The following is a 25625-nucleotide window of genomic DNA, read 5'->3' on the forward strand; positions in this document are numbered from 1 at the left end:
GCAACTTCAAAATGGCGAACCGGTGTCTAGTAAGATCAAAAGTGAACACACAACCAAGCATATACTTTCGCCAACCGATCATAAACCCCACATGAACGAGCATATACCCTTGCAACCAATCATAAACGACACACAAACGAGCATAACCTTGCAACCGATCATAATCGGCGTACGAACGAGCATATAACCTTGCCAACCGATCATAATCGACACACACCCACCATATACCCTTACCAACCGATCATAAACGGCCCCAACCACTTGACTTGAAACCTCGAAGTTACAACACATTGACATTACCGAATCTTATAATCCCCCTTTATATATGTTGAGCCAATGTATAGCATAAACTAAGCACCGAAGTAGATTTGAAGGGGATTTTTATTTTCACTTATAAAACAAAAAAACTGCCTAGTAGTTAGATAACTACTAGGCAGTTCTCGCTTAAGCGTATGAATGCAACCCTGCGATGATCAAATTCACGGCAATCAGGTTAAACATAATGATGACGAAACCGATAACCGCAAGCCATGCCGATTTTTCGCCATCCCAACCGCGTGATAAACGCACGTGAAGGAATGCAGCATAGAATAACCATGTGATAAGGGCCCATACTTCTTTTGGATCCCATCCCCAGAACCTTGACCACGCTTCGTGAGCCCAGATCATTGCGAAAATGAGAGCACCTAGTGTAAAGATAGGGAAACCAATCATAACCGCACGGTATCCAATTTCATCCATTAGTTGCGAATTCGCTTTTTTAGCGAATGGCTGCAACAATGCCGCAATTGGACGACGGAAAATGAGTCTAAGAATCAAGTAGAGAATGATTCCGCTTGCGATTGACCAGACGAACGTCGTCAGCGTCTTCGCATTGACGATTGGTGGCATTTCAGCCCAAGGCGTCATCGCGTCCGGTGTTAGCGATTCATAGCCAGACATACCGAAAAGTGGTGGATAATTGTACTCAATTTTAGCAGCTTGTTCATTTTTATCAATATAAGTGAAATGTGCTTCATAGCCAGTCAATTTAAACGTTGACGAAGATAAAACGAAACCGACTACTAAGATAAGCGTGAAAATAACCGCCTCTAGCCAGAACCGCTGTTTCGACTTTTTCGTCAAATCGATATTCTTCAATAAATAGATTAACCCAGCTACGGCACTAATCGCGAGGATCGATTCACCAAGTGCAGCTGTAATTACATGAACTGTCAACCAGTAACTTTTCAGTGCTGGAATAAGTGGTGTAATTTCCTTCGGGAACATACTTGCATAGCCGATAATAATAATCGCAATCGGCAAAGCAAACAAGCCGAGTGATGGTGTTCTATATAAGTAATACAGAAGAATGAATGCCCCAACGAGCATCATCCCAAAGGCAGTCGTAAATTCGAACATATTACTTACTGGTGCGTGACCTGATGCAATCCAGCGTGTGATGAAGTAACCTACATGGGTAATGAATCCGATGACCGTGATGGTAATCGCAATTTTTCCCCAACGGTTATTTTTATAAGATGCTTCAGATTTAGCGCCTTTCACCGCGCCGCCAAAAAATAGCGTCGCGACGAGGTAAGCGATAAATGAAACTAACAGCAAGTTAGCGCTTAACGATGCAAGTCCCATTATACTTTGTCCACTTCCTTATCTCGCAAGATAGATTCCTTGTCCTGTCTGTCTTCATAGGACGGTAAATTAGCAACGTCTTTCACTTGATCTAACTCTTTTTTCAAGGAGAACCAGTTTTTATTCGTATGTCCTGCAACTAGTAGCTCTCCATTAGGTCCTTTTTGAATCCAGATTCGTCGATGATTCCAATAAGATCCTTGCGAAACACCAATCATAAAGATAATTCCTCCTAGTAAAAGGAGATATAATGTTTTATCTTTGCGTACTGTCAGCCCAGATATATCACGGGTTTCTGCACTAACGAATTTCACCTTATAATCGTTGACTTCCGTTTCAAGCGTTTGTTTGATGGCGACGAAACTCATCTCGCCGTCCGGCTTGGCTGGGGTCACCATTTTAAAGATGAATGCTGGATTATTCGGTACTGGAGATTTCGATTTCGGTTCTCCGTCTTCAATCCCGTCATAATCCGGATAATAATCGCTCAAAATAACGCGCGCGCCATTATCAAGTTCATATTCACGTTCCGGATTAGTAAGATCGACTGTAAACTCCCCAAGTGAAGATTCCGTAGCTTTTTCAGTTAATTGGAATGTCATCGATTTTAATTCATCTAAACGAAAATCCATTTGGAAAACGTTGAATCCATCAAATTTCAATGGCTTATTAACAATGATAGAGTATTCTTTAACGAAGTCCATTTCATCAGATCCTGGAAGACCGCCTTCAGGTGTCTGATATAGAGCGACATCCGTCTGATAGTTTTTCGCAATCATGCCGACACGTTCAAGCGCATCGCCGAATACCTCATCAGCTTCCTCTTTCGTGTAGTTTTCCATAATGAAATTTTTGCTTTCCAAATAATAACCTTCTGCACCTGGAATAGAGCGTGTTTCCCCTTCGCGAATCCACATTGTTTCATCAACATAAAACCCAGGGATACCGCGCAGTAGAATACCAAACAGAAAAATGATAAGTCCTAAATGATTGACGTACGGACCCCATCTTGAAAAACGGTTTTTCTCTGCAAGCAAAGCTCCGTCTTCGATTTTCACATTGTAACGAAGTTCCTTCAGTTTCCCCTCAGCTTTTATAAGTGCAGCTTCTGGGTCTTCCGACGGTCCTTCACCATAGACTCGTTGTTTTTTCATGAATGAAGGATGGCGTTTTGTGCGTTGCCTTTTCAATGATTTATAAAGCGGTATAACTCGGTCGACACTGGCAATAATGATGGAAGTTCCAAGCATCCCGACCAACGTGATGAACCACCAGCTATTATACATGTCATGAAAACCAAGTTTGTAATAAATCGTGCCTGCCAATCCATAAAGCCGTTCGTAGTAAGCTGCATACTCCGCCTCAGTTGACGCGGCTACATACAGTTTCTGTGGAAAAATAGTACCTATCGCAGCAGTTGCGAGAACGGCAACGATAATACTAATTCCAATTTTTACACTCGAAAAGAAATTCCATATTTTATCGATGATCGACCGTTTATATGTCTGCGATCTTCTTGCCGCACCTTCGTAACGCATGTCGACAAGTTTGCTTTCTTTCGCTTCTTCAGTCTGCGGTCTACCACATCGCTCACAAAGCACTGTGCCAAATGGATTATCATGACCGCACTGGCATTTGATTTTGCTCATTTTGGATTTACTCCTTATTAGGGTTGAATGCTTTCCATGAGTGAAATTATCTCATTTTCAGACATTTCCCTTGTTATAATTTGTTCGATTTTACCGTCTTTATTGATAAGGAAGGTCGTAGGAAGTGGCACTATATTATAGACTTCCTTAACGCTCTTATCTTTATCAATAGCGATTGGGAAAGACAGGCCATACTGGTCTCTGAACGTTTCAACCTTCAAATTAGACTCTGCGATATTGATGGCAAGAATATTGACACCTTTTTCTTCGAATGCTTTATGTTGATTTTCCATGTATGGCATTTCTTTTTTACATGGTCCGCACCAAGTTCCCCAAAAATTCAAGAAAACTCCCTCACCTTTATAATCAGAAAGTCGTTGTTTGTTACCTTCCAAATCGACAAGCTCAAAATCGGGTGCTTTATCTCCAACTGCTAATACCTTCACTTTATCTTTTGAAGCGATTGTATAGACAACTGCCGAGACGAGAAGTAACAGGACGATTGTCCTTATAATAAGACGTGTTTTCTTTTGATCCGCCTTAGCCATACGTAATGCCTCCTTACAATAAATAAGTTCTGCCTTTAATTATAACAAATAGACCTTTGTATAAACGCATCATAATTGAAGGGATTGTGAACAATTGCCGTAATCAGTAGAAGTCTCCTACTAGTTACGGCAAGCCCCAGGCGGATGTCACAAATTTTGACAGGAGTTTGGGAAGGCAACCTGAGTTCGCCGCGTCCTGCGGCTACAAGCGCAATTAAATCGAGGCGCAATTGACTCACAATCAGCCTATTTTACCTGTTTCCGCGAGTACACGTAGCTGTTTCACTTCATGTTTTGTTAATTCCCGAGCTTCTCCAGCATTCATTCCGTGAGTTGTTACGTTACCAAATGATTCCCTGCGAAGTTTTTGGACCGGACATCCAATTGCATCGAACATACGGCGTACTTGACGATTTCTTCCTTCATGTATTGTAATCTCAATAAGCGCAGTTTCAGTTTTTTTATCTACTGACTGCATTTTTATATGTGCAGGGGCAGTTTTACCGTCTTCTAGGTCAATTCCAGTCTCAAGTTTGCGCAACGCTTCACGACTAGGGATTCCTTTTACTTTTGCAATATACTTTTTCTTAATACCGAATTTCGGATGCGTCATTAAGTAAGAGAAATCGCCATCATTCGTCATGATAATAACACCGGATGTATCATAGTCTAGACGTCCAACCGGAAAAATCCGTTGTTCGATTTGCGGGAATAGGTCTAACACCGTCTTCCTGCCTTTCTCGTCATCCACTGTCGAAATGATTCCTCTTGGTTTATATAATAAGAAATAGACGTAAGTCTCTTTAACAAGCTGAACTCCTTCAACTTCTACACGATCCGAACTAGATACCTTTGTTCCAAGCTCTGTTACGACGACACCGTTCACTTTCACTTTTCCTGCAACAATTAGTGTTTCTGATTTTCTACGTGATGCCACGCCTGCTTGTGCCAACACTTTCTGTAATCTTTCCATTAAGTCACCCCATCTTCATTCTGTAAGAAAAGCGGAAGGCGCCCGCTAGACGCGATGGTCATAAGTCAATCCAGCGACGTGGCGCTCTTTGCCACATAGCTGGATTGCTTATGAGCCAAGCGGCTGGCGCCTGAAGTCTAGACACTGTTCCATGTCAAGAAACTTATACTTTCTTACCTTTGAAAAAATTATGTCACACTTTGTAGCAAATGAAAAGAAGACTGACCTATATGGCGTCAGTCTTCCCCAAACCGTCACAATTGCATATTTTCGATTAATATTCGCTTGAAGTTTGCTGTGTTTTTTGCCATTGGTAACAAGTTCATTGTTTTATAAGTACTTCCGTCGTAATAAGTGGCTCATTACTGAGTGACACGGTCCAATGCCCTGTACTTTTTTCATTTTTTCCACGAGGGATAATAATAACATTTGATAGTTTCGATTTCTCTCCTTTTTTCAATAACAAACGGATTGGCTTGGACAGTTCTGCTTCTACACCGGGTAGAATATCATATACCCCTTTTTTAGCGACAGTCACCAACTTGAATGAGGAAAACACGTTATTGGCCAAACTTTTATGTGTATTCCAGTCGTCACCATCGTTCAGAGTGACAACGATGATGTTTTTGCCATCTTTCTCGAAATAAGTTGCAAGCGTTCTGCCCGCGGCTTTTGTAAAACCAGTCTTTCCTGCAATCGCAGTCGATTCGGAATGTAGGAGGCGGTGTTTGTTACGCCAGCTATAGGCTTGATCCTTCCCCTGATAACTAAAATTCTTTGTGGTAGCAATAGTACGAAACTGGTCATTTTCCATAGCATAATGTAGCATGAGCGCTGTTTCGTATGCAGTAGACAAGTGACGTTCATCATGCAGACCTGACGGATTCGAAAAGACAGTATCATTCAATCCATACAACAGTGCCTTGTCGTTCATCAGGTCCACGAAGCCGTCCATTGAACCGCCCGCGTGTTCTGCTAACGCACGCGCTGCATCGTTGCCTGACCGTAGCATTAGACCAGTTAGCAGGGCATCTGCTTCAATCTTCATCCCTTGCGGTAAATAAAGGGACGAACCTTCGGCCGAAGCAGCTTGTGGCGAAATTATGACGTCTCCGGGCTCTGTAACACTTTCAAGGAACGTAAAAGCCGTCCAGATTTTTGTTAGACTGGCTATCGGCAGTCTAACGTTTTCATTATGACCTTCCAACAATCTGCCTGTATCAGCGTCAATAACGGCCCATGCTTGGCCGGACGCAGCGACTTCTTTCAAACCTCCGCCAACTAGTAACGTGAAAAATAGGACAACGATTATCGCCCGTTTCAAGAAATGCTTCCTCCTCCGTCATTTTCCATCGCAAACGCTTCTTGGAACTTTGTCATGAACAAGTCTGTTTCAACTGTCTCGCCTTCTTCTTCCTGCGAAAGGGGTGGCAATCCATTTAGTGATGCCAAACCGAAACGGTCCAGGAACAAGTCTGTTGTGCCAAAGAGAATCGCTCGTCCACTTCCTTCCGATCGACCTTTTTCCATTATGAGTCCCTTGGCAATTAGCGTATTGATAGGTCCCTCGGATTTAACACCCCGAAGATCGTCAATTTCAACACGTGTCACAGGTTGCCTATATGCGATAATTGCCAATACTTCAAGTGATGCCTGGGTCATGGATTTCGGAGATGGATTTTCCAACAACCGTTTTATATCTTCCGCGAAGTCAGCTTTCGTCACAAGACGATATGCCCCTCCAAACTGCTTCAGCATAATGCCGCTCTCTTTGCGCTCTTCATAACTCATACGTAGCCAGTCAATTGCCTCAGTAACCTCTGATTCTTTACGCTCAGCTAGAGATGTTAACTGTTTAATCGTTAACCCTTCATCCCCTACTATGAATAAAAAACTTTCGATCATCCCAGGCAAACGGTCTTTAAATTCCATTTCACTCATCCTCCCGTCGGTACGATACTGTCAAATCGTCAAAATTATCTTCCTGATTGACAATGATGTCCCGCCGTTTCATCAATTCAAGCAACGATAAAAAAGTTACGACAAGATCTGTTGTTTCGCCTTTGTCGAATAAGGAGTAGAAATCACATTTCCCGCCGCCCTTTTCTAGTATTGCCATAATTTCATCCATCTTTTCACTGATAGAAACTTCCGTCTTAGATATACTTGCTATCATAGGTGCCTTCAAACGTTTTCTGTTAAGCATCTTTTGAAACGCGCCAATTAAATCGAAAACGTTCAAACTTTCATCTGATTCATTCGCCACAATTTCACCAAACTCCGTAAGATCTTCGGGTGGTTTGGTAAAATGACCGGATCGCTCATCTGCAGACTCTTTCAGACTAATTGCTGCCTCTTTATATTTTTTGTATTCAATCAGGCGCGCAACTAACTCGTCACGTGGATCGTCTTCCATGTCAAAATCAAAGTCGTCATCAAACTCATCTCCTTCGTGGACTGGTAGAAGCATTTTGCTCTTAATTTCAATCAGCGTCGCAGCGAGGACGAGGTATTCACTTAACTCATCTAATTGCAGTACTCGCATCGCTTGGAGGTGTTCTATGTACTGCGCTGTCAGTTCCGCCATCGGGATATCATATATATCAATTTCAAGTCGGTTGATTAAATGCAATAATAGATCTAGTGGCCCTTCGAAAGCCTCTAATTTTACTTGATATGTCATTCGTGACACCTACCTATCTTTCAGACTATGGAAAGGGCTGATTACATGCATCCGTATCATCATCCGCTATTCGTAAATTTTATTGTTTATTTCAATGGCAATCAAGACTATTTTGAATGCCACGAAGTACTGGAGGAGTATTGGAAGTCTATTCCTGACAGCGATAAAGATCACCCGTTGACAGCCTATATCCTCCTTGCGACAGGAATGTATCATTGGCGTAGAGGCAATAAACCAGGAGCATCCCGTACACTTAACAAAGCAATGACAAAGTTTCCGACTTTCCTTGCTAACTATCCTAAATACACGGAAGAAATTGATTTTGACCAATTAGTTTACGATGTTACAAAAGCAGTCAACCGTTTGGAGCAAGATCTGCCATTCGAATCGTTCCCCATCACTATCCTATCAGCTAACGTTACTGACCTGGCTAGTAAGTTGGAACAATCTATGACACTTCTACCATTCGGCAGTGATGCTGTCATTCATAAACATATGCTCAGAGACCGTAGTGATATTCTTCGGGAACGCGAAGAAAAGAAGAAGGGCAGACGTTAATTAGTCTGAACCTTCTTCTTTAGGCTTACATTTCTGTATGAATAAATCAGTTTCTTCAGTTCCAATACATGTTTTATCAGGGAAGAGCGCTTGCAGCTTCATGACCATTTCTTGACCAATTCCTTCACCACGGAAAGATGGATTGACAGAGAGATGCTGTAAAGTGTAGTCTTCTTCCCCTAATTCGATGCCTATCAAACCGATGAAGTCCTCATCTTTTTTCAAAAGATATAGTTGCCAACTATCATCTGTTTCATATCGTTGAATCCATTCCTGCAATTTCTTGACGGTTTTATCGCCGGGCATATAAGAAAGCAGCCCCATCGCAATTTTTTCGTACGTTTTCTTATAACGCAAAAGTATCAATTGAATCCCTTCTTTTCTGAAAACACTTTGGTCATTGGATAGAACTAACTACGTTTTCCAATGATAAGCAGTTTCCTTTATCGCGCAGTAATGAGCAGTAAGAGCCCATTTAAGGCCTATATATATTGACATACAGAAATCCCATCGAATTCGCTGCGGCGCTAGGGGATTCCTTCCGCAATCAGTCAGGCAGCTGCGCAGCCATTCTTTTGGCTTCTGCTACCCCTTGAAAGGCCGCCTTCGCTCAGTTTATATAGGTATTCATTTGTTCAATATATATAGTGATTTAACACATTAAGTGGAGGACCCACTTCCGGAAAAGCCAGATCAATCGGAACATAATCCCTGTGGCCGCAACTAACAATCAGTGGAAGAAAAGCCCCCTACTGATTGAAGTTTCACTTTATCGCGGATCAATAATTGGCATGACGAACTTCCAGTATACCGCTCCCCACATAATAGCTGCAACTACAATGAAGATGAAAAGGAGGATGTTGCGTTTTCTCAAATCCTCTCCTCCCGTCTTACTAGTTGCAACGGAATGTCTAATCTGACAATGTCTTCATAAGTTTCCCTGCGGACGACAAGCTGATGTTGTCCATTTTCACTGAATACAACTGCCGGTTTTGGAAGACGGTTGTAATTACTAGCCATCGAATAGCCATAAGCACCTGTGCAGAAAACAGCGATGATGTCTCCTTCAGTTGGATCAGCGAGTTGAGCCTCTTCAATAAGCTTATCACCGGATTCACAACATTTCCCCGCTATCGTCACTTTATCGACGTGAGGTTCGTTCATACGATTTGCCGAAACGGCAGTATATTTTGCACCGTACAACGCCGGTCGAATATTATCCGACATTCCACCGTCAACTGCGACATATTTCCGAATACCAGGCACTTCTTTTGAGCTACCAGCAGTATACAAAGTTGTACCTGCATCTCCGACTAGCGATCTGCCGGGTTCAATCCAAATTTCTGGCAATGGGTAGTTATGGCTCCGCGTCATTGAAAGAACAACCGTCGCCATTTCTTCGACATATACTGACGGTTCAAGCGGTTTGTCTTCTTCAGTATAACGAATACCAAATCCGCCACCTAAGTTCAGAACTGTGCAGATGAATTCATAATTATCGCGCCAGGCAACCATCTTATTCATAAGCGCCTCTGCCGCTAAACGAAACGCATCTGTTTCGAATATTTGAGAACCAATATGGCAATGCATACCTAACAAATTGATGTAAGGATGATTGTACAACTGAAGGAAAGCCTCATCTGTCTGGCCATTTTTCAAATCAAAACCAAACTTCGAATCTTCCTGGCCAGTCGTAATATAATCATGTGTAGAAGCTTCCACTCCCGGTGTTACACGGATAAGTACGTTCATAGACTCTTTACGAGATTCCGCGATTTCCTTAACCAGTTCGATTTCAGAAAAATTGTCAATAACGATACATCCTATTTTTTCATCAAAAGCATATTGTAATTCGGTAAAGCTTTTATTGTTACCGTGGAAATGAATTCGATTACGCGGGAAGTTTGCAGACACCGCTGTAAACAATTCCCCTCCAGAAACAACATCTAGAGAAAGTCCTTGCTGTTCGGCGATTTCGTAGATAGCAATAGACGAAAATGCCTTACTCGCATAAGCGACTTGCGCACGGATGCCCATCGCTTCAAATGTTTTCTTAAAGGCGCTTGCCCGTTCACGGAACAAGGCAATATCATAGACGTTAAGTGGTGTTCCATAAGTATGTGCGAGATCAACCGTATCTGTGCCACCAATTGTCAGATGGCCACGTTCGTTGACTGATTGTGTTCCATATAAATGCATGTTGCCTGCCCCTCTCGAATTAGATAACTAAAATTTTATCATATAAAGAAGGGTTGAGGCAATGATCTAAGAGACACGGTCTCGATCAGGAGAATCCGTTATAAACGGTCTAGGTGCATCGGCAGTCATTGGAAACCTAATAAGAACACGTAACATTGCCTTTGGAAAAAATGGTACAGCGGGCCACAAATACGGTACCCCCATTGGCTTCAATGCACATAAGTAATAGAAAAGTACGGTTATGGACAAGAAAAATCCGGGTGCTCCTAATAATGCAGTCGACAACAGAATACAAATCCTAAAGATTTTTGTCGTAAGACTTAATTCGTAAGAAGGTATTGAGAATGTGAAAATTGCACTTACCGCCACATATAAAACAACTTCTGGGGTGAAAAGACCAACGTCTATCGCTACTTGTCCAATGACAATCGCTGCAACAAGCCCCATCGCGGTCGACATCGGTGTCGGTGTATGAATAGCCGCCATTCGAAGTATTTCGATTCCGCCATCTGCGATAAGAAGCTGAACAAGTAATGGGATTTCCCCGATATCTTTCGGTCCTATATAACTGAGGAAATCGGGTAAGTAGTGTTGGTTCGTTGCGAGCAAGTACCAAAATGGTAAAAGAACAAGACTCATGGTAGCTGCAAACAAACGCATAATCCTGACAAATGTTCCAATAAGCGGGGCTTGACGGTATTCTTCAGCATGTTGTAAATGATGAAATAGTGGAGCCGGAACAAGTATAACAGAAGGTGATGTATCCACGATGATAGCGACATGCCCTTCCAATAAATGCGCCGCGCATATATCAGGACGCTCTGTAAAACGAACGAAAGGCATTGGATGAAACCGCTGTTTGAACAAAAATTCTTCAAGCGACTTATCCGTCATTGTCAGCCCATCATGGTGAATAGCATCCAGCCTTTCACGAATATAATCAAGATGTTCTTTACTTGCTGCCCCTTGCATGTAGGTGATTGTAACATCTGTTTTCCCATTCATCGTCACTTTATGCATTTCAAATCGTAAATCCTCAGTACGAAGCCGCCTTCTAATTAGCGCGGTATTTTGAATAAGATTCTCCGTAAATCCGTCTCTCGATCCTCTGACGACTTTTTCATTGTCAGGCTCTTCAGGTTGCCTGCCTGGATAAGACCGAATATCAATGGTAAACACATAGCCATCAGGCGTGATGAAGGCTGCCTGTCCACTTAATATTGAAGTAAGTAATTCGTCCCTATCTTTCACATTGGAAACGGCGTGATACGGGAAAAAGGAGAGGAATCGTTCCCCTCCATCCTCCTGGTTTTCGTCCTCTTTTCCTCTAGCCCCTTGCATTTCAGTCAATAAAGTCGTGATTGTTTCACTGTCTATGAGTCCATTAATATAAAGCAACAGAGCAGGCATATCCCAAAGATGCAATGATCTGGCAGTAGCATCGAACGTCTTGTCTTTACCGAAACAGGTATAGAACCACTCTTCCCCTTCATTCACCGATTGGAATAGCTTTTCCATTAGTTCAATCCGTCCTCACATTTAGTATAATTTCTTCCGAATCAACGCCCATCCATAATTTCAATTGGGCTAAAATTTTCTTTTCAAGCCGTGACACCTGGACTTGTGATATGCCAATTCTTTCTGCAATATCACTTTGCGTGCAATCCAAATAGTAACGCATATAAATGATTGTTTGATCTCGTTTATTTAATTTAGAAATGACATCCCGAAGTGGGATATGGTCGAACACTCTTTCAGACCGATCATCTCGCAACTGATCCATCAGCGTTAAGCTATCCCCTTCGCTTTCATATAGCTGTTCATGAAGTGATGCAGGATCACGTAAAGCATCAGATGCGAGAACAATATCGTCGACGGATACCTCCAAGACTGCTGCAACCTCTGAAATCGATGGCGATTTTCCATGCAATTTAATATAATCATCAGTTGCATGCCGGATTTTGAAACTAAGTTCACGGATGGATCGACTCACTTTTACCATTCCATCATCCCTTAGAAAACGCTGAATTTCTCCGACAATCATAGGAACCGCATAAGTAGAAAATTTCACTTCATACGACAAATCGAATTTATCAATTGATTTCATAAGCCCAATACAACCAATTTGGAACAAATCCTCGGGATCTGCGCCACGGGAAGCAAACCGCTGGACAATAGACCAGACAAGCCGCGTATTTCCCTCCACCATCATTCTTCTCGCTTCTTTATCACCTTCTTGAGAAACTTTAATGAGTTCTCTCATCTTTTCTTGGGTCAACAATGCAGGTTTCACTTCAACGGATGCGTCCATGGGTCACCTCATTCTGCTTGCTTCCGGGACCGGAGAAAACGTTTTCTCGAACTTGACGATTGTTCCATTTCCCAATACTGATTCGACGGACAAACTGTCGGCAAAGCTTTCCATTATCGTAAATCCCATTCCTGAACGCTCCATGAAGGGGCGTGTCGTAAACATCGGTTCCATCGCCTGTTCTACGTCAAAAATACCCATTCCTTCATCGCGGACCGTCATTGTAACTTTGTTTTCTTCAATCACAGCGCGGACTGTGACAAGACTCTTCCCATCACATTCGTAGCCATGAATAATTGCATTCGTCACGGCTTCCGACACAATGGTCTTAAATTCTGAAATTTCTTCAATAGTCGGGTCCAACGGCGTTATAAAACAAGTCATTGCCATCCTTGCCAGTGCTTCGTTTTCCTCAATTGCGACGAATGATAACGTCATTTCATTGTTCATGTAATACCCCTCCGATTTCACCGATCGCTAAATCGACCGTACTATGTCTTATATTTGGTCCAAGACCGGAAAATGTGAATATCTTCTCCATTGTCGTGGACGGATTCAAAATGAGCGTTTCCCCTTCCACAGGTGCTAAATCGCGCATCCTTCCAAGAATGAGCCCGATTCCTGCGCTATCCATGAAACCAAGCCTCGACAAATCCCAAATAATCGCTCGGACTTGTCCGCTATAAATAGATGAAGAAATGTGGGACCGGATTCGATTTGCCTCATGATTGTCCAATTCCCCTTGCAGTGTTGCAATTAAAATCCCATTGTCAATAATTTCGATGTCAGCCATGCTGAACCCCCTCCTTCCTGCGAAATATTCCACATTTGGAGGCCGAAACCCTTTCGCCTGACAGAACTAGTCACAGTCAGCGTAAAGTTCTTATGTTTCGACATTGCCCACTACTGATGAAAGTATGTACGTCTTCCATACGATTTACACATCCGATAAAAAAAGAAATGTTTGGGGGCAGATATGCTCGGTTTGGCTGTGTGTATGATTGGGTGGGCTCGGATATGCTCGGTTGGTTGCGGGTGTGATCGGGTGGGGACGGATATGCTCGGTTGGCTGCAGGTATGATTGCGTGGGGACGGATATGCTCGGTTTGGCTGCGGGTATGACCGGGTGGGGACGGATATGATCGGTCGGCTGAGGGTATGATCGGGTGGGCTCGGATATGATCGGTTGGCTGTGTGTATGATTGGGTGGGCTCGAATATGCTCGGTTGGCTGCGGGTATGATTGGTTTGGGCTGGATATGCTCGGTTGGGTTGCGGGTATGATCGGATGGGGACGGATATGCTCGGTTGGCTGCAGGTTTGATCGGTTTGGGACGATTATGATCGGTTGGGCTGTGGGTATGATCGGTTGGCTCGGATATGCTCGGTTGGCTGCGGGTATGATCGGGTGGGGACGGATATGCTCGGTCGGGCTGAAGGTATGATCGGGTGGGCTCGGATATGCTCGGTTGGCTGCGGATATGATTGGTTTGGGCCGGATATGTTCGGTTGGGTTGCGGGTATGATCGGTCGGGCAGAGGGTATGATTGATTTAGCTCGAAAATGCTCGGTTGGCTGGGGGTATGATTGGGTGGGCCGGATATGATCGGTTGGCTCCGGGTATGATTAATTTCAAAAAGCTACCCTATCAACCAAACTCGGTTGATAGGGTAGCTTTTATTTTCAACTACTATTTAGCCTGTAATCATGTCGCCTATAAGGCGCGGGCTTTCCACAGCTTCTTTTCCAATCGTAATATGTTTCTGGATCAGTGTCATGGATTGTTCTACAGCTTCAGTATTCGAATGGATAATGGCAAGTGGTTCTCCCTTTTGCACAGCATCTCCGATTTTTTTAGTAAGCACAATACCTACCGCAAGATCGATTTCATCATCTTTTGTTGCTCTACCCGCGCCAAGAAGCATTGCGGCAACACCGATGTCATCCGCTTCCATCTTCGTTACATAACCCGATGAAAGTGCAGGTACTTCAATCTGATATTTCGCTGTCGGTAATAGAGATGTATCATGAATGATTGCCCCATTTCCGCCTTGCGCTTCAATCAGTTTACCAAACAGTTCAAGTGCTGAACCGTCAGTAATGACCGCTTTTAACATTTCCCTAGCTTCCTCAACTGAAGTAGCTTTTTCGCCTGCAACAATCATCTTGCTACCAAGAACTAGACATAGTTCCGTCAAGTCTTCAGGACCATTCCCTTTTAGCGTTTCAACCGCTTCAATCACTTCAAGCGAGTTCCCAATTGCAAACCCAAGCGGCTGGCTCATATCCGAAATAACCGCCATCGTATTTCTACCGACTTGTTTACCAATCGCCACCATCGAATGAGCCAGAGCTCTTGCGTCTGCCTCAGTCTTCATGAATGCACCGTCACCCGTTTTAACATCGAGGACAATCGCATCTGCACCTGCAGCAATTTTCTTACTCATAATTGAGCTGGCAATTAGCGGGATACTGTCAACAGTTGCTGTCACATCGCGCAATGAATAGAGTTTTTTATCAGCAGGTGTCAAGTTGCCACTTTGGCCGATGACCGCTAATTTTAAATCATTCACTTGCTTGACGAACTGCTCTTCTGTCAATTCGATATGGAACCCTTCTATGGCCTCTAGCTTGTCGAGTGTCCCGCCTGTATGACCAAGACCCCTACCACTCATTTTCGCGACAGGAACGCCACACGCCGCGACAAGAGGGACAAGGATTAACGTAGTCGTATCGCCAACTCCGCCCGTAGAATGCTTATCGACTTTAATCCCTTCGATTGCGGATAAGTCAATCTGATCTCCAGATTCGACCATCGCCATCGTCAAATATCCCTGTTCTTCTGCAGTCATCCCTTTAAAGTAAATTGCCATAAGGAATGCACTCGCTTGATAGTCCGGAATCGAACCAACTGTATAGCCGTTCACAAAAAAGGTGATTTCTTCTTTTGTAAGGACTTCACCGTTTCGTTTTTTCTCAATTACATCTACCATTCTGAACAATTTCATCACACCTTTTCTTTTAATAAACGCAAGAAACTCTTACCAAACTCAGGCATTTCCACCTCAAAGTTTTCCGCAATCGTAGCACCAATATCTGAGAAAGTCTCGTTCAGTGGCATTTCCTCACCAGTTTTTAATGAAGGCGAGTAGACCACGAGTGGGACATATTCACGGGTATGATCCGTTCCAGGATAAGTTGGATCATTACCGTGATCCGCTGTAATAATAAGTAGATCGTCATCACGCAGTGATTCTAAAATTTCTGGCAACCTGACATCAAATTCTTGTAGTGCATTGCCGTAACCAAGCGGATCTCTCCGATGTCCAAATAACGCATCAAAATCAACGAGATTCGTGAAACTGAGGCCCTTGAAATCTTTTTTCATAACATCAAGTAATTTGTCGACGCCGTCCATATTACTCACAGTGCGAACGGATTCGGTAATGCCTTCACCGTTAAAGATATCAGCAATTTTGCCAATCGCCATAACATCATAATCCGCAGACACCAATTCATTCATCACTGTACGATTAAATGGTTTAAGTGCATAATCATGTCGATTTGTTGTTCGTGTAAAGTTGCCCGGTTCTCCAATAAATGGACGTGCAATGACGCGACCAACTAAATATTCTGGTTCCAATGTCAACTCACGTGCGATTTCACAAATCCGGTATTGTTCTTCAATTGGAATAATCCCCTCGTGCGCCGCAATTTGTAGCACAGGATCTGCAGACGTATAGACAATAATTGCGCCCGTCTCCATATGTTCCTGGCCAAATTCATCAATGACTGCGGTGCCACTAGCCGGTTTATTGCCGATTACTTTACGTCCTATTCTTTGTTCAAGTTCCGCGATCAATTCCTGCGGAAAGCCGTTTGGATATACTTTAAATGGCGTGTCAATGTTAAGACCCATGATCTCCCAATGCCCCGTCATCGTATCTTTCCCTACAGATGCTTCCTGCATTTTACCGTAAAAAGCAAGTGGTTCTTCCGCAACGGAAATACCTTGAATTTCCCTAATATTAGAAAGACCTAGTTTGCCCATGTTCGGCATATGCAGGCCTCCCATTGCTTCCCCGATGTGTCCCAGCGTATCAGCACCTTCATCGCCGAATGCAGAAGCATCCGGTGATTCTCCGATGCCCACAGAGTCGAGCACGATTAGATGGATACGTTTGAATTGTTGTTTCCCCATAAGTTAGTCCTCCTTAAAAATAATCTTTCCTGTAGAATTCTATGCTCTTGGATGGAATTTCACATAGACCTCTTTCAACCTCGAACGGCTGACATGTGTATAAATTTGCGTAGTGGAAATATCGGCGTGTCCGAGCATTTCTTGTACTGCCCGCAGATCCGCCCCGTTTTCGATGAGGTGAGTAGCAAAAGTATGACGCAATATATGTGGCGTCAACTCTTTCTGTATACCCGCTTTTAGGGCATGTCCATTCAACAGTTTCCAACACCCCTGTCTAGTAAGTCTTGTTCCCCTCATGTTGACAAATAATGCATCGGCACCTTTTTGTTTTTCTATAAAAATTGGACGTGCTTCTTCGATATAACGCTTACACGCCGTAATTGATTTCCCCCCGAGAGGGATAATTCTTTCTTTCCCACCTTTACCGAATACACGGACAAACCCCATCGTGAGATGAATATCATCCATATTAAGTCCAATCAGTTCACTTACACGCATACCTGTCCCATACAAAATTTCGAGCAACGCAGTATCTCTGACACCCTGTGGCTTTGAACGATCTGGCGCCTTGATTAGTCTGTCTACTTCGTCCATTGACAAAACACGTGGTAATTTCTGCTCAAGTTTCGGCAGTTCCAAATGGACTGTTGGATCCTGGGTCGTGACCTTTTCCCGAAGAAGGAATTGATGAAATGAACGGATTGATGAAATATGTCTAGATATGGTCCTAGCCGATTTCCCGCCTTCTTTCAATCGATGTAAATGCCCCACTATAACAGGACGATCTACGTCATCCAATGATTCGTAACCTGCCTGTTCCATATAGTCTAGATATTCGGCAAGGTCACGCTTATATGAAATAATTGTATTTCCTGACAACTGCCGCTCCACTTGTAAAAAGTGCATGTAATCTTCAAGCGCAAAACGGATGTCTTTCATAACAAGCGGGAAACAGAAAAACCGTTTCCATTTGCCTTTAATTTGAACAAATCCCTTCCCCCCTTCGATTGTTACAGGTTTGAGTCCAAGACAAAAGTGCTGGAATCTGAACGTGGAATAGCTTTTCCTCAAGTTTTCTACAGACCTAAATTTTATAATTTCCTACCCAACGACAAAAGGGACAGCATTATGCCATCCCTCTTCTTACTTCTCACCTTCATCTACATCCGATTTACATCTTTTGCAAATACCGTGAAACGTTAACCAATGGTCCTTAATAGCGAATTCAAAGCGACTTTCAACAATCTTTTCGACATCTCCGAGAAGATCTTCTTGAATTTCATCCACTGTTCCACATTCGATACAAATAAGATGATGATGGAAATGGGCAGCACCTTCCTGCCGCAGATCATACCTCGATACACCGTCACCAAAATTGATTTTATCGACTACCTTAAGATCTGTCAGCAATTCCAACGTACGATACACGGTAGCAAGCCCGATTTCCGGTGCTTTCTCTTTGACTAGCAAAAATACATCTTCAGCACTCAGATGATCTTCCTCATGCTCAAGGAGGACCAAAACCGTCGCTTCGCGCTGAGGTGTCAGCTTGTAGCTGGCCCCATGCAATTGTTTTTTTATCCGATCGATTCGGCTCTCCATACGACGCCCCCCTCAAACTGTATCCATTATAACAAATGGGCTTTCCTTATGACAACAGAAAGGGAGCAGACAGATAATTAAAGACGAAAATATTCTACTTTAAAATGAATTGAAAGACGATAATTTCGATAGCAAGTATGGCAATCGACATGCCGACAATCATCGGTAATGCGCGTGTATTAGGGCCTTTCCCCATCGTTGAACGCATAAAGTAAGGTGGACTTAGGATTGCGCAATACACTAAAAACAGAAAACAAATAAGAAACTGAAACGGAAACCACCAAATTGAATAAGCCATTATTTTCGTGCCTGAAGCTAGTAAATAGGATGAAGACAATCCGAAAAGAACACATTTCACTGCTCCGAAAAGTAATACGGTGAATCTTGTTTTCCTAAACATCGCCAGTATAAACGCAATGATAAAAAATAGTGCTGCCATACCCACGGGTTTTATATAACCTGCATCATGCCCTAGAACGACCCGAGCATCATAAAATGTAACTACCCTCTCTACCGCAGTTGTAGGCATCTCGCGAAATAAGAGCGCTCCACCAATAAAGCCAATTGCAAGAATGACAAATAAGTGGATGAACGATAAAGAACGGACCAAAGCTTCACCTCCGCATAGTTTATCCTGCATTAACGGTGACGGACAAGCCGACTAGAAACACCACTTCCTGTGGCATCATCGGCATTAGTACGTCAAAAGAACCCCATTTAAGTTTTGGCGTAAGAATAAACGTAAATGGGGGTCAACTGTCCGTAAAGCCCGATTGGTTCGGGCCAACGAGGAGGAATTGCAGTTCATTCCTCCCTGTCGGTCACTCAGAAGGGAGGGATTGAAATTCATCCCTCCTTTTTGCCATAGAACACGGCGTAATAAGTCTGAGTCCTGCCTCAATCCGCGGGGGGATAAGACTTCCCCCATCGATTGAAGTGTCACCTTATACAACATATGCTTGTCCGTGCAAAATTAGGTCACTTTGTTAAAAGGTTTTTGGCATAAAGAACAGCGAACGCAGTTTTTGCATCGAAAATTTCTCCTGACACAACCATTTCTTGCGCTTCTACGAGTGTCACTTCTAGTAGTCCAATGAATTCATCTTCGTCTCCCGCTGCCGGGTTTTCGATTTTATATAGATCTTGTGCTAAATACATATGAATTACTTCATCTGCAAAACCAGGGGACGTTGCAAAGGACTGGATATAAGTAAATTCTTTCGCGCCGTATCCCGTTTCTTCTTCCAGTTCGCGGACCGCCGTCACTGCCGGTTCCTCTCCCGGATCAATTTTCCCCGCTGGAATTTCAATCAGCGTACGTTCCAGCGCTTTTCTATATTGTTCAACGAGTACAATTTTTCCATCAGCAGTAATCGGAATGATGGAAACTGCCCCCGGATGTTTGATCAATTCACGTGTCGCTTTCTTACCATCCGGAAGTTCCACTTCCTCAACACGCAGTGTGATAATTTTCCCTTCATAAAGTGTTTCACCTGAAATTGTTTTTTCTTCATATTTATTCATCGTTTCCGACTCCTTTTTATGGATAATAGTGTGACGTCATTGTACCATGAACAAAACAGGGGGTGCTTTCATGGAGAAAAGAGAATTGGGTAAAAGCGGTCTATACATTTCCGAAATCGGACTCGGTTGTATGTCTCTGCCAGATGATTTAACCGAATCGAAAAACATCGTCGACGCTGCGATTCACTCAGGCATCAATTACTTTGATACAGCCGATTTGTATAATAGCGGTAAAAATGAAGAACTCCTGGGGTCTTCGATAAAAGGAAGACGGAATGATATTATCCTTGCGACGAAAGCCGGCAATAAGATGAATCCGAGTGGTGAAGGATGGACATGGGATTCTTCAAAAGAGCATATTATGGAGGCAGTCAAACAGAGTCTATTGCGCCTCGACACAGATTATATCGATGTCTACCAGCTTCATGGCGGGACAATGGAAGACAATGTGGAGGAGACAATTGATGCATTTGAAAGCTTAAAAAAAGATGGACTTATTCGTCAATATGGCATTTCTTCGATTCGTCCGAATGTCATTAAGCGATTCTTGGATACTAGTTCAGCAGTCTCTGTAATGATGCAATATAACCTGCTTGACCGCAGACCAGAAGAATGGTTTCCAACGATCCACGAGGCCGGTGCCTCTGTTATTACGCGTGGGACCATAGCCAAAGGTTTTTTAACATCGGAAGGTTTATCAAGAGCTGCAAAAGCGAATGGATTTGTCGAATATAATGCGAGTGAATTAACACAAACAGTCCAAGCGCTGAGTGAACAATCAGAAGACCTGCACGCGGCGGCAATTGCTTTCGCCCTTCATGATAAAACAGTAGCGTCAGCCCTCGTTGGTGCGCGCACAACTGAGCAATTGCTCGATTCAATCATCGCTTACGAGAAAAAAACGACTGACGAAGAAATCACTCAGTTAGGGCATATCGCAAAAATACACAATTACAAAGAGCATCGCGTTTGATTCTCTTCTGAAGGAACAAACAAACAATTAACTAAATACATTACTGCACCTCAGATTCAAGGCATTTCTTGCTGGAAAAGCGACCGTCCATCTGGTTATGATCGGCATAGACACACTTATGACCGGCATGAGACCTGTTATGCTCGCCATGGCTCCGATTATGACTGGCATCTGCCGTATTATCACCGCCACGGGTTACCTACACAAAAAGGAGCTATAAACCGCTATGGTTTTAGCTCCTTTTTACTGTTCAATTAACATCTCTCATTTAATAGCATCAACAAACCTTTTTGTAATATCCATAGGTCTTGTTATTGCTGTTCCAACAACAGCAGAGTAAGCCCCTAGTTCGAACACGCGCTTAAGTTGATCTGGTGTCCAAATACCGCCTTCTGCGATAATCGGGATAGGAAAATCCTTCACTAGCCTCTCAATTAACTCCATATCCGGCAAACTTGTCCCTCGCGTATAGTCGGTATAGCCACTAAGTGTTGTTCCTAGGCAATCAAATCCTAATGCATAAGCTTCTTTCGCCTCTTCATACGTTGAGCAATCAGCCATGAATAGTTGATCACTATATTTTTCGCGAATAGTAGGGAAAACCTCGCTTATGAGTTTACCGTCCGGCCTGATTCTATTAGTTGCATCTAACGCAATAATGTTCACACCTTCTCGATAAAGTAAATCTATTTCTTTTAGAGTTGGTGTGATGAAAACATCAGATCCCTTGTAAACACTTTTAATGATGCCAATGATCGGCAATTCCACATTTTTTTTAATCTCTTTAATATCTTCAACGCTATTCGCTCTAATTCCTTTAGCCCCGCCCTTCATTGCGGAATATGCCATTTTCCCCATTATAAACGAACTGTGCATTGGTTCTTCTGGAAGTGCCTGACAAGAAACAATAAGTTCATGTTCTATAGCAGCAAAAATTTCCGCTTTAGTTTTCAGTTAAATACACCTCCATGTAGCCCTGCTTTCATTTAAAATATTCCTTAAATTCATTTGCAAAATTATGCCCCATCAGCTTATAGCCTTCTGCATTCGGATGAAGTTCGTCCGGTAGTAAGCCGGCGTAGTCTTCCCCCAGGATATCCAACCCGTTCACATAAAAAAGATGATCATCACCATTTCTTCTAAATATCTCTACAATTTCTTGTATTTGTTGTCTCATCTTAATAAGCGTAAAGCCGACTAGATTAGGGGTCCCCTCTCTAAATGCTCCATAAATAGGAGAACTTAAAACTATTGGAACTTTCGACTGTTTTTCACGAATAATTTTAATAAATCCAATGATAATCGCTTGAAATGTTCGTTCATTATAACTGTTTGCACCGTATATATTTATGCCCGCACAGAGGGAAATAAAGTCAACGGGCGTATCCCTAATCGTTCTAGCAATCATTGGTTCATACTGGCATTGCCCACTGAATCCCAGGCAAGTTAAATCCAAATCTAATTCGGCCGCGGTAATAACCGGCCATGTCTGTGAAGGGCTTTCTGCCGCCTGGCATTGAGTAATGGAACTCCCATAGGCCAGCCATTTCCTCCTTAAAGAAGGGTAAGCGTTCCAATTCGCTTCTTCAGCAATATAAACATTCCTTACGGCCATTTTTTGTCGTTGCGATAAATAAATTTCAACAACTTTATTACTTGCTAAAAGACCATCCACTGTAAAAGACGTATCCTTAGATCTAACTATTATCGTTTTCACTAATTCCCTATCAATCACGACATCGAATTCTACTTCAACTTCAGATGCTGCAAATTCCACTTTAATCGTTGGGGAGTTTGTTTCAAACGTTATTCGAACGCCGGCAGGTATCTCTGCTGTTCGGTTAAGTTGATTTGGCGTATAAAAATATTTATCTTCATGAAAAATTCTCCAAGGACTAATAAGCCCTCCACTTTTTTCAAGTGATATAGCGCCCAAAATCGTTTCTGAATTCAATACAATTGGTTTCATTTATCCACCGCCAACATTTTAATTTTGAGTCTGATAGTTCATTATTACTTCGTCAATCCTAGTCTTAATACCTTCAACTTTCTCAATATCGTCTCCAGATACCGGCTCTAATGGGCCTCTAACGCTACCAATATTTACGCCCTTTAGTTTATAGATTTCTTTAATAACGGAATACATTGAACCATTCAATGAACATAATGCCATAATGATATCATTAATGTCATGTTGAATTTTCCGCGCTTCTGAGAAATCCCCGGCTGATACAAACTCTTCCGCTTTTAGGAACAACTCTGGCATCACACCATAAGTTCCGCCAATCCCGCTATCCGCACCAATTAACCTTCCGGATACATATTGCTCATCTGGGCCATTAAAAACAATAAAGTCGTCATGTGCTGCCGCTTTAAATCTTTCAATATCCATGACTGGCATCGAAGAGTTTTTCACACCAATTAGCTTGTCGTTCTGTAATAACTTCTTGAGTAAGTTAATTGAAAGATTGTATCCGGTCGTTTGAGGGATGTTATAAATAATAAACGGCAGGTCCGTTGAATCCATAATTTCCGTCCAGTACTTTTCAATTGCACTTTCAGGCAGTTGAAAATAAATTGGCGGTATAGCAGACAACGCATCATACCCTAATTCTTCCGCGTACTTCGCTAATTCAACGCTTTCTTTTGTTGATGGTGCTCCAACATGGGCGATCAACGTAAGTTGCCCTTTCAGGCTTTCGGCAACATATTTCAATGTCGCCTTTCTCTCCTCAAGATTTTGATAAATACACTCCCCCGAACTGCCACCAACGTAGAGACCTTGTACTCCTTTTTCATAAAGATGAATCGCTAACGCTTTAATTCTCTCTGGTGATATTTCTCCTGCTTCATCATAACAAGCATAGAATGCTGGAATAATTCCTTTATACTTATCAAGTAACATATTCTTTTCTCCCCTCTTGACTATCTATGTAAACTGAGCGAAGGCGCTCTACAAGAGGCAGCCTTTCGCCGAGCGACGAAGCGGGTGTTTATTTGACTGAGCCCATCGTAATTCCTTGTGTAAAGGACTTTTGGAACAATGTGAATATGACAATCATCGGTACAGATGCAAGTGCTGCTCCAGCCATCATGACCCCATAATCAGTCTTATGCTCACCCTGCATCGTAGCAATACCTAGTGGTAGGGTCATCATTTCCGTCGAACGAGTGATAACAAGTTGACTGAAATAATCGTTCCAACTTAACATGAACGTAAAGATTGCTAAAGCACCTAGAGCTGGTTTAAGCATCGGAAGAACAATATGCCAAAACGTGCGAATTTCACCACAGCCATCTATTTTTGCAGCTTCCAACAGTTCATTGGGTATCGTTTGAGAAAACTGTTTCATAAGGAATACACCGAATGGCCAGCCGATTGCCGGAATGATTAATCCTTTATATGTATCTACCCAACCGAAATCCGCTAGCATTGTGAACAATGGAACAAGAATAACTTGTTTAGGTAGTGCCATTGCAGCAATTAGTACAATAAAGATCAGCTTGCGCCCAGGAAATACTTTTTTGGCAAGAACAAAGCCCGCTGTAGCGCTTACAAAACAGACAGCAATCATTTCACTACTTGCAATAAAGAAACTATTAAATGTCCAGCGCCAAACCGGATTACTAAATAGTGTTACCCAATTATCCAATATTGGTTTTAGTGGAAACCATTCTGGTGGTATCGTTATCGCAACAACTTGAGCTTTGAATGCCCCCGTGATAATCCAATAAAACGGAAAAATAAAGAATAGTGCAGAGAGAATCAGTAATAGTGTAGCTATTATTTTGAATGCGCTTAATTCACGAAACCATTTTTTATTACTAGATCGATTAAACTTTTTCTTCATGTTTAACTGGGATTGTGCTTTCACGACGTTTCCCTCCCCCTAATACTCAACATCATTGCCTAAGTATTTAAATTGAATGATAGAAATCACTCCAATGACTAAAGCTAAAATGACCCCCATTGCAGAAGCTAAGCCAAAATTACCAAGTAGGAATGCTTGTTGATATACGCCATACATCACGGTCGATGTACTATAAATTGGACCTCCAGAGGTTAGCAATTGGATGAGAGCGAAACACTGAAACGAATTAATTGTCGTAATGACAATCACATATAAACTTGTCGGCATCAATAATGGCCATATAATTTTCCGGAAAATTTGCCACGGTGTAGCTCGATCAATCTGGGCTGCTTCAATATACGTAGTCGGAATGTTACCGAGTGAAGCAACGTACAGAATAATTGGCTGTCCAACGGAAGTCGTGATTAATATAACTGTAATCGCCATCAAAGCTGTTTTAGGATCTCCCAGCCAGGAGACCGGCTCTATTCCAAAAAAACTAGTAATATAATTAAGAATTCCAAAGTTAGGATGATAGATCCAACCCCATACGACAGTAACACTCACCACTGAGGTTACAGCAGGTAGATAGAATATCCCCCTACAAAATGATCTTATAAATTCACTTTTCTTATAGATGGACATCGCTACAAAAATAGAAAAACCAATAACGATAGGAACAGCAACTGCAACAAGTACAATTGTATTAATCATAGATTTATGGAACGTTTTATCATGATAAAGAGTTACATAATTATCCCATCCAATAAATTCAAAACTCGTAATGTTGTAATCGAAAAAACTCATGTATATTCCTCGCAGCATGGGATACACAACGAAAATGAGGAAAAATGTTAACGCAGGTAATAAAAACAAATAACTCATCATCCAATCACGTAATTTGTTTTTGTTTGGTTTACGAATG

28 protein-coding genes are annotated in these 25625 nt (G+C 42.4%); 4 read left to right on the top strand and 24 right to left on the bottom strand.

Translation table 11 applies throughout. The annotated features are described in order from the left end of the window. Positions 1–444: 444 nt before the first annotated feature. From ccsB to ACP8HG_RS08290, 7 genes are all read right to left on the bottom strand, one after another. Positions 445–1629, bottom strand: a complete 1185-nt coding sequence (ccsB, locus tag ACP8HG_RS08260; RefSeq protein WP_067210451.1) for a c-type cytochrome biogenesis protein CcsB — start codon at positions 1627–1629, stop codon at positions 445–447. Then, positions 1629–3278 (bottom strand): cytochrome c biogenesis protein ResB, encoded by a 1650-nt coding sequence (gene resB / locus ACP8HG_RS08265; RefSeq protein ID WP_067210454.1) that lies wholly within the window; start codon positions 3276–3278, stop codon positions 1629–1631. The genes ccsB and resB overlap by 1 nt, the downstream gene beginning before the upstream one ends. A gap of 17 nt (positions 3279–3295) precedes the next feature. Next, positions 3296–3826, bottom strand: coding sequence for a thiol-disulfide oxidoreductase ResA (gene resA / locus ACP8HG_RS08270; RefSeq protein WP_067210457.1), 531 nt, complete (start codon positions 3824–3826; stop codon positions 3296–3298). A 241-nt stretch (positions 3827–4067) separates the two neighbouring features. Then, positions 4068–4799, bottom strand: a complete 732-nt coding sequence (locus ACP8HG_RS08275) for a pseudouridine synthase (protein ID WP_067210459.1) — start codon at positions 4797–4799, stop codon at positions 4068–4070. Between the two features lie 322 nt (positions 4800–5121). Next, positions 5122–6123 carry a D-alanyl-D-alanine carboxypeptidase family protein gene (locus ACP8HG_RS08280; protein ID WP_187045149.1) on the bottom strand — a complete coding sequence of 334 codons (1002 nt, stop codon included), beginning with the start codon at positions 6121–6123 and terminating at the stop codon, positions 5122–5124. Further along, positions 6120–6731 carry an SMC-Scp complex subunit ScpB gene (gene scpB, locus ACP8HG_RS08285; protein ID WP_067210465.1) on the bottom strand — a complete coding sequence of 204 codons (612 nt, stop codon included), beginning with the start codon at positions 6729–6731 and terminating at the stop codon, positions 6120–6122. Before scpB ends, ACP8HG_RS08280 begins: the two co-directional genes overlap by 4 nt. A gap of 1 nt (position 6732) precedes the next feature. Beyond that, positions 6733–7482 carry a segregation/condensation protein A gene (locus ACP8HG_RS08290; RefSeq protein ID WP_438298472.1) on the bottom strand — a complete coding sequence of 250 codons (750 nt, stop codon included), beginning with the start codon at positions 7480–7482 and terminating at the stop codon, positions 6733–6735. Positions 7483–7509: 27 nt separating this feature from the next. Here ACP8HG_RS08290 and ACP8HG_RS08295 point away from each other — a divergent pair, with 27 nt between their 5' ends. Next, complete coding sequence (locus ACP8HG_RS08295; RefSeq protein WP_438298473.1) at positions 7510–8040, top strand: DUF309 domain-containing protein; 531 nt, start codon at positions 7510–7512, stop codon at positions 8038–8040. On the opposite strand, the gene ACP8HG_RS08300 is transcribed toward ACP8HG_RS08295, so the two are convergent. From ACP8HG_RS08300 to ACP8HG_RS08325, 6 genes are all read right to left on the bottom strand, one after another. After that, positions 8041–8406, bottom strand: coding sequence for a GNAT family N-acetyltransferase (locus tag ACP8HG_RS08300; protein ID WP_335339500.1), 366 nt, complete (start codon positions 8404–8406; stop codon positions 8041–8043). Between the two features lie 504 nt (positions 8407–8910). Continuing rightward, positions 8911–10239: a diaminopimelate decarboxylase gene (lysA, locus tag ACP8HG_RS08305; RefSeq protein ID WP_438298474.1), complete on the bottom strand. Its 1329-nt coding sequence runs from the start codon at positions 10237–10239 to the stop codon at positions 8911–8913. 66 nt (positions 10240–10305) lie between these two features. Next, on the bottom strand, positions 10306–11757 hold the full coding sequence (locus ACP8HG_RS08310; RefSeq protein ID WP_067210476.1) for a spore germination protein: 1452 nt from the start codon (positions 11755–11757) through the stop codon (positions 10306–10308). 4 nt (positions 11758–11761) lie between these two features. Next, complete coding sequence (locus tag ACP8HG_RS08315; protein WP_067210478.1) at positions 11762–12550, bottom strand: SigF/SigG family RNA polymerase sporulation sigma factor; 789 nt, start codon at positions 12548–12550, stop codon at positions 11762–11764. Positions 12551–12553: 3 nt separating this feature from the next. Further along, positions 12554–13000: an anti-sigma F factor gene (gene spoIIAB / locus ACP8HG_RS08320; protein WP_067210481.1), complete on the bottom strand. Its 447-nt coding sequence runs from the start codon at positions 12998–13000 to the stop codon at positions 12554–12556. Further along, entirely contained in the window at positions 12990–13343 is a 354-nt protein-coding gene (locus ACP8HG_RS08325; RefSeq protein ID WP_067210483.1) for an anti-sigma factor antagonist, read from the bottom strand. Before ACP8HG_RS08325 ends, spoIIAB begins: the two co-directional genes overlap by 11 nt. Before the next feature lie 405 nt (positions 13344–13748). On the opposite strand from ACP8HG_RS08325, the gene ACP8HG_RS08330 reads away from it, so the two are divergent. Next, positions 13749–13994, top strand: a complete 246-nt coding sequence (locus ACP8HG_RS08330; RefSeq protein ID WP_438298475.1) for a hypothetical protein — start codon at positions 13749–13751, stop codon at positions 13992–13994. Then, positions 13991–14155, top strand: coding sequence for a hypothetical protein (locus tag ACP8HG_RS08335; protein WP_438298476.1), 165 nt, complete (start codon positions 13991–13993; stop codon positions 14153–14155). The genes ACP8HG_RS08330 and ACP8HG_RS08335 overlap by 4 nt, the downstream gene beginning before the upstream one ends. Before the next feature lie 88 nt (positions 14156–14243). Here the strand turns inward: ACP8HG_RS08335 and ACP8HG_RS08340 are convergent, their stop codons facing one another. The 6 genes from ACP8HG_RS08340 to ACP8HG_RS08365 all read right to left on the bottom strand — a co-directional run bounded on the left by ACP8HG_RS08340 (position 14244) and on the right by ACP8HG_RS08365 (position 19876). After that, complete coding sequence (locus ACP8HG_RS08340; RefSeq protein WP_438298636.1) at positions 14244–15542, bottom strand: pyrimidine-nucleoside phosphorylase; 1299 nt, start codon at positions 15540–15542, stop codon at positions 14244–14246. A 14-nt stretch (positions 15543–15556) separates the two neighbouring features. After that, positions 15557–16750 carry a phosphopentomutase gene (deoB, locus tag ACP8HG_RS08345; RefSeq protein ID WP_067210491.1) on the bottom strand — a complete coding sequence of 398 codons (1194 nt, stop codon included), beginning with the start codon at positions 16748–16750 and terminating at the stop codon, positions 15557–15559. 39 nt (positions 16751–16789) lie between these two features. Next, positions 16790–17689 carry a site-specific tyrosine recombinase XerD gene (xerD, locus tag ACP8HG_RS08350; RefSeq protein WP_342539796.1) on the bottom strand — a complete coding sequence of 300 codons (900 nt, stop codon included), beginning with the start codon at positions 17687–17689 and terminating at the stop codon, positions 16790–16792. 204 nt (positions 17690–17893) lie between these two features. Continuing rightward, positions 17894–18352 carry a ferric iron uptake transcriptional regulator gene (gene fur, locus ACP8HG_RS08355; protein ID WP_067210494.1) on the bottom strand — a complete coding sequence of 153 codons (459 nt, stop codon included), beginning with the start codon at positions 18350–18352 and terminating at the stop codon, positions 17894–17896. Positions 18353–18446: 94 nt separating this feature from the next. Next, positions 18447–18992 (bottom strand): hypothetical protein, encoded by a 546-nt coding sequence (locus ACP8HG_RS08360; protein WP_156476057.1) that lies wholly within the window; start codon positions 18990–18992, stop codon positions 18447–18449. A gap of 338 nt (positions 18993–19330) precedes the next feature. Continuing rightward, positions 19331–19876, bottom strand: a complete 546-nt coding sequence (locus ACP8HG_RS08365) for an NUDIX domain-containing protein (RefSeq protein ID WP_067210499.1) — start codon at positions 19874–19876, stop codon at positions 19331–19333. Between the two features lie 70 nt (positions 19877–19946). On the opposite strand from ACP8HG_RS08365, the gene ACP8HG_RS08370 reads away from it, so the two are divergent. Next, positions 19947–20849 carry an aldo/keto reductase gene (locus tag ACP8HG_RS08370; protein WP_438298477.1) on the top strand — a complete coding sequence of 301 codons (903 nt, stop codon included), beginning with the start codon at positions 19947–19949 and terminating at the stop codon, positions 20847–20849. 264 nt (positions 20850–21113) lie between these two features. Here ACP8HG_RS08370 and ACP8HG_RS08375 read toward each other — a convergent pair whose 3' ends face one another. The 5 genes from ACP8HG_RS08375 to ACP8HG_RS08395 all read right to left on the bottom strand — a co-directional run bounded on the left by ACP8HG_RS08375 (position 21114) and on the right by ACP8HG_RS08395 (position 25507). After that, positions 21114–21803 (bottom strand): N-acetylmannosamine-6-phosphate 2-epimerase, encoded by a 690-nt coding sequence (locus tag ACP8HG_RS08375; RefSeq protein ID WP_438298637.1) that lies wholly within the window; start codon positions 21801–21803, stop codon positions 21114–21116. Between the two features lie 28 nt (positions 21804–21831). Beyond that, positions 21832–22818 carry an SGNH/GDSL hydrolase family protein gene (locus ACP8HG_RS08380; protein WP_438298478.1) on the bottom strand — a complete coding sequence of 329 codons (987 nt, stop codon included), beginning with the start codon at positions 22816–22818 and terminating at the stop codon, positions 21832–21834. A gap of 18 nt (positions 22819–22836) precedes the next feature. Then, the gene (locus ACP8HG_RS08385; RefSeq protein WP_187045155.1) at positions 22837–23754 is read right to left on the bottom strand and encodes a dihydrodipicolinate synthase family protein; all 918 of its coding nucleotides are present in this window, start codon (positions 23752–23754) and stop codon (positions 22837–22839) included. Positions 23755–23842: 88 nt separating this feature from the next. Beyond that, positions 23843–24724: a carbohydrate ABC transporter permease gene (locus tag ACP8HG_RS08390; protein ID WP_231885677.1), complete on the bottom strand. Its 882-nt coding sequence runs from the start codon at positions 24722–24724 to the stop codon at positions 23843–23845. A 15-nt stretch (positions 24725–24739) separates the two neighbouring features. Further along, a complete protein-coding gene (locus ACP8HG_RS08395) occupies positions 24740–25507 on the bottom strand; it encodes a carbohydrate ABC transporter permease (protein ID WP_435531884.1) in 768 nt (255 codons plus the stop codon). Positions 25508–25625 lie beyond the last annotated feature (118 nt).

Origin of the sequence: Sporosarcina sp. FA15, from assembly GCF_051550195.1 — a bacterium.
Taxonomy (GTDB): Bacteria; Bacillota; Bacilli; order Bacillales_A; family Planococcaceae; genus Sporosarcina; species Sporosarcina psychrophila.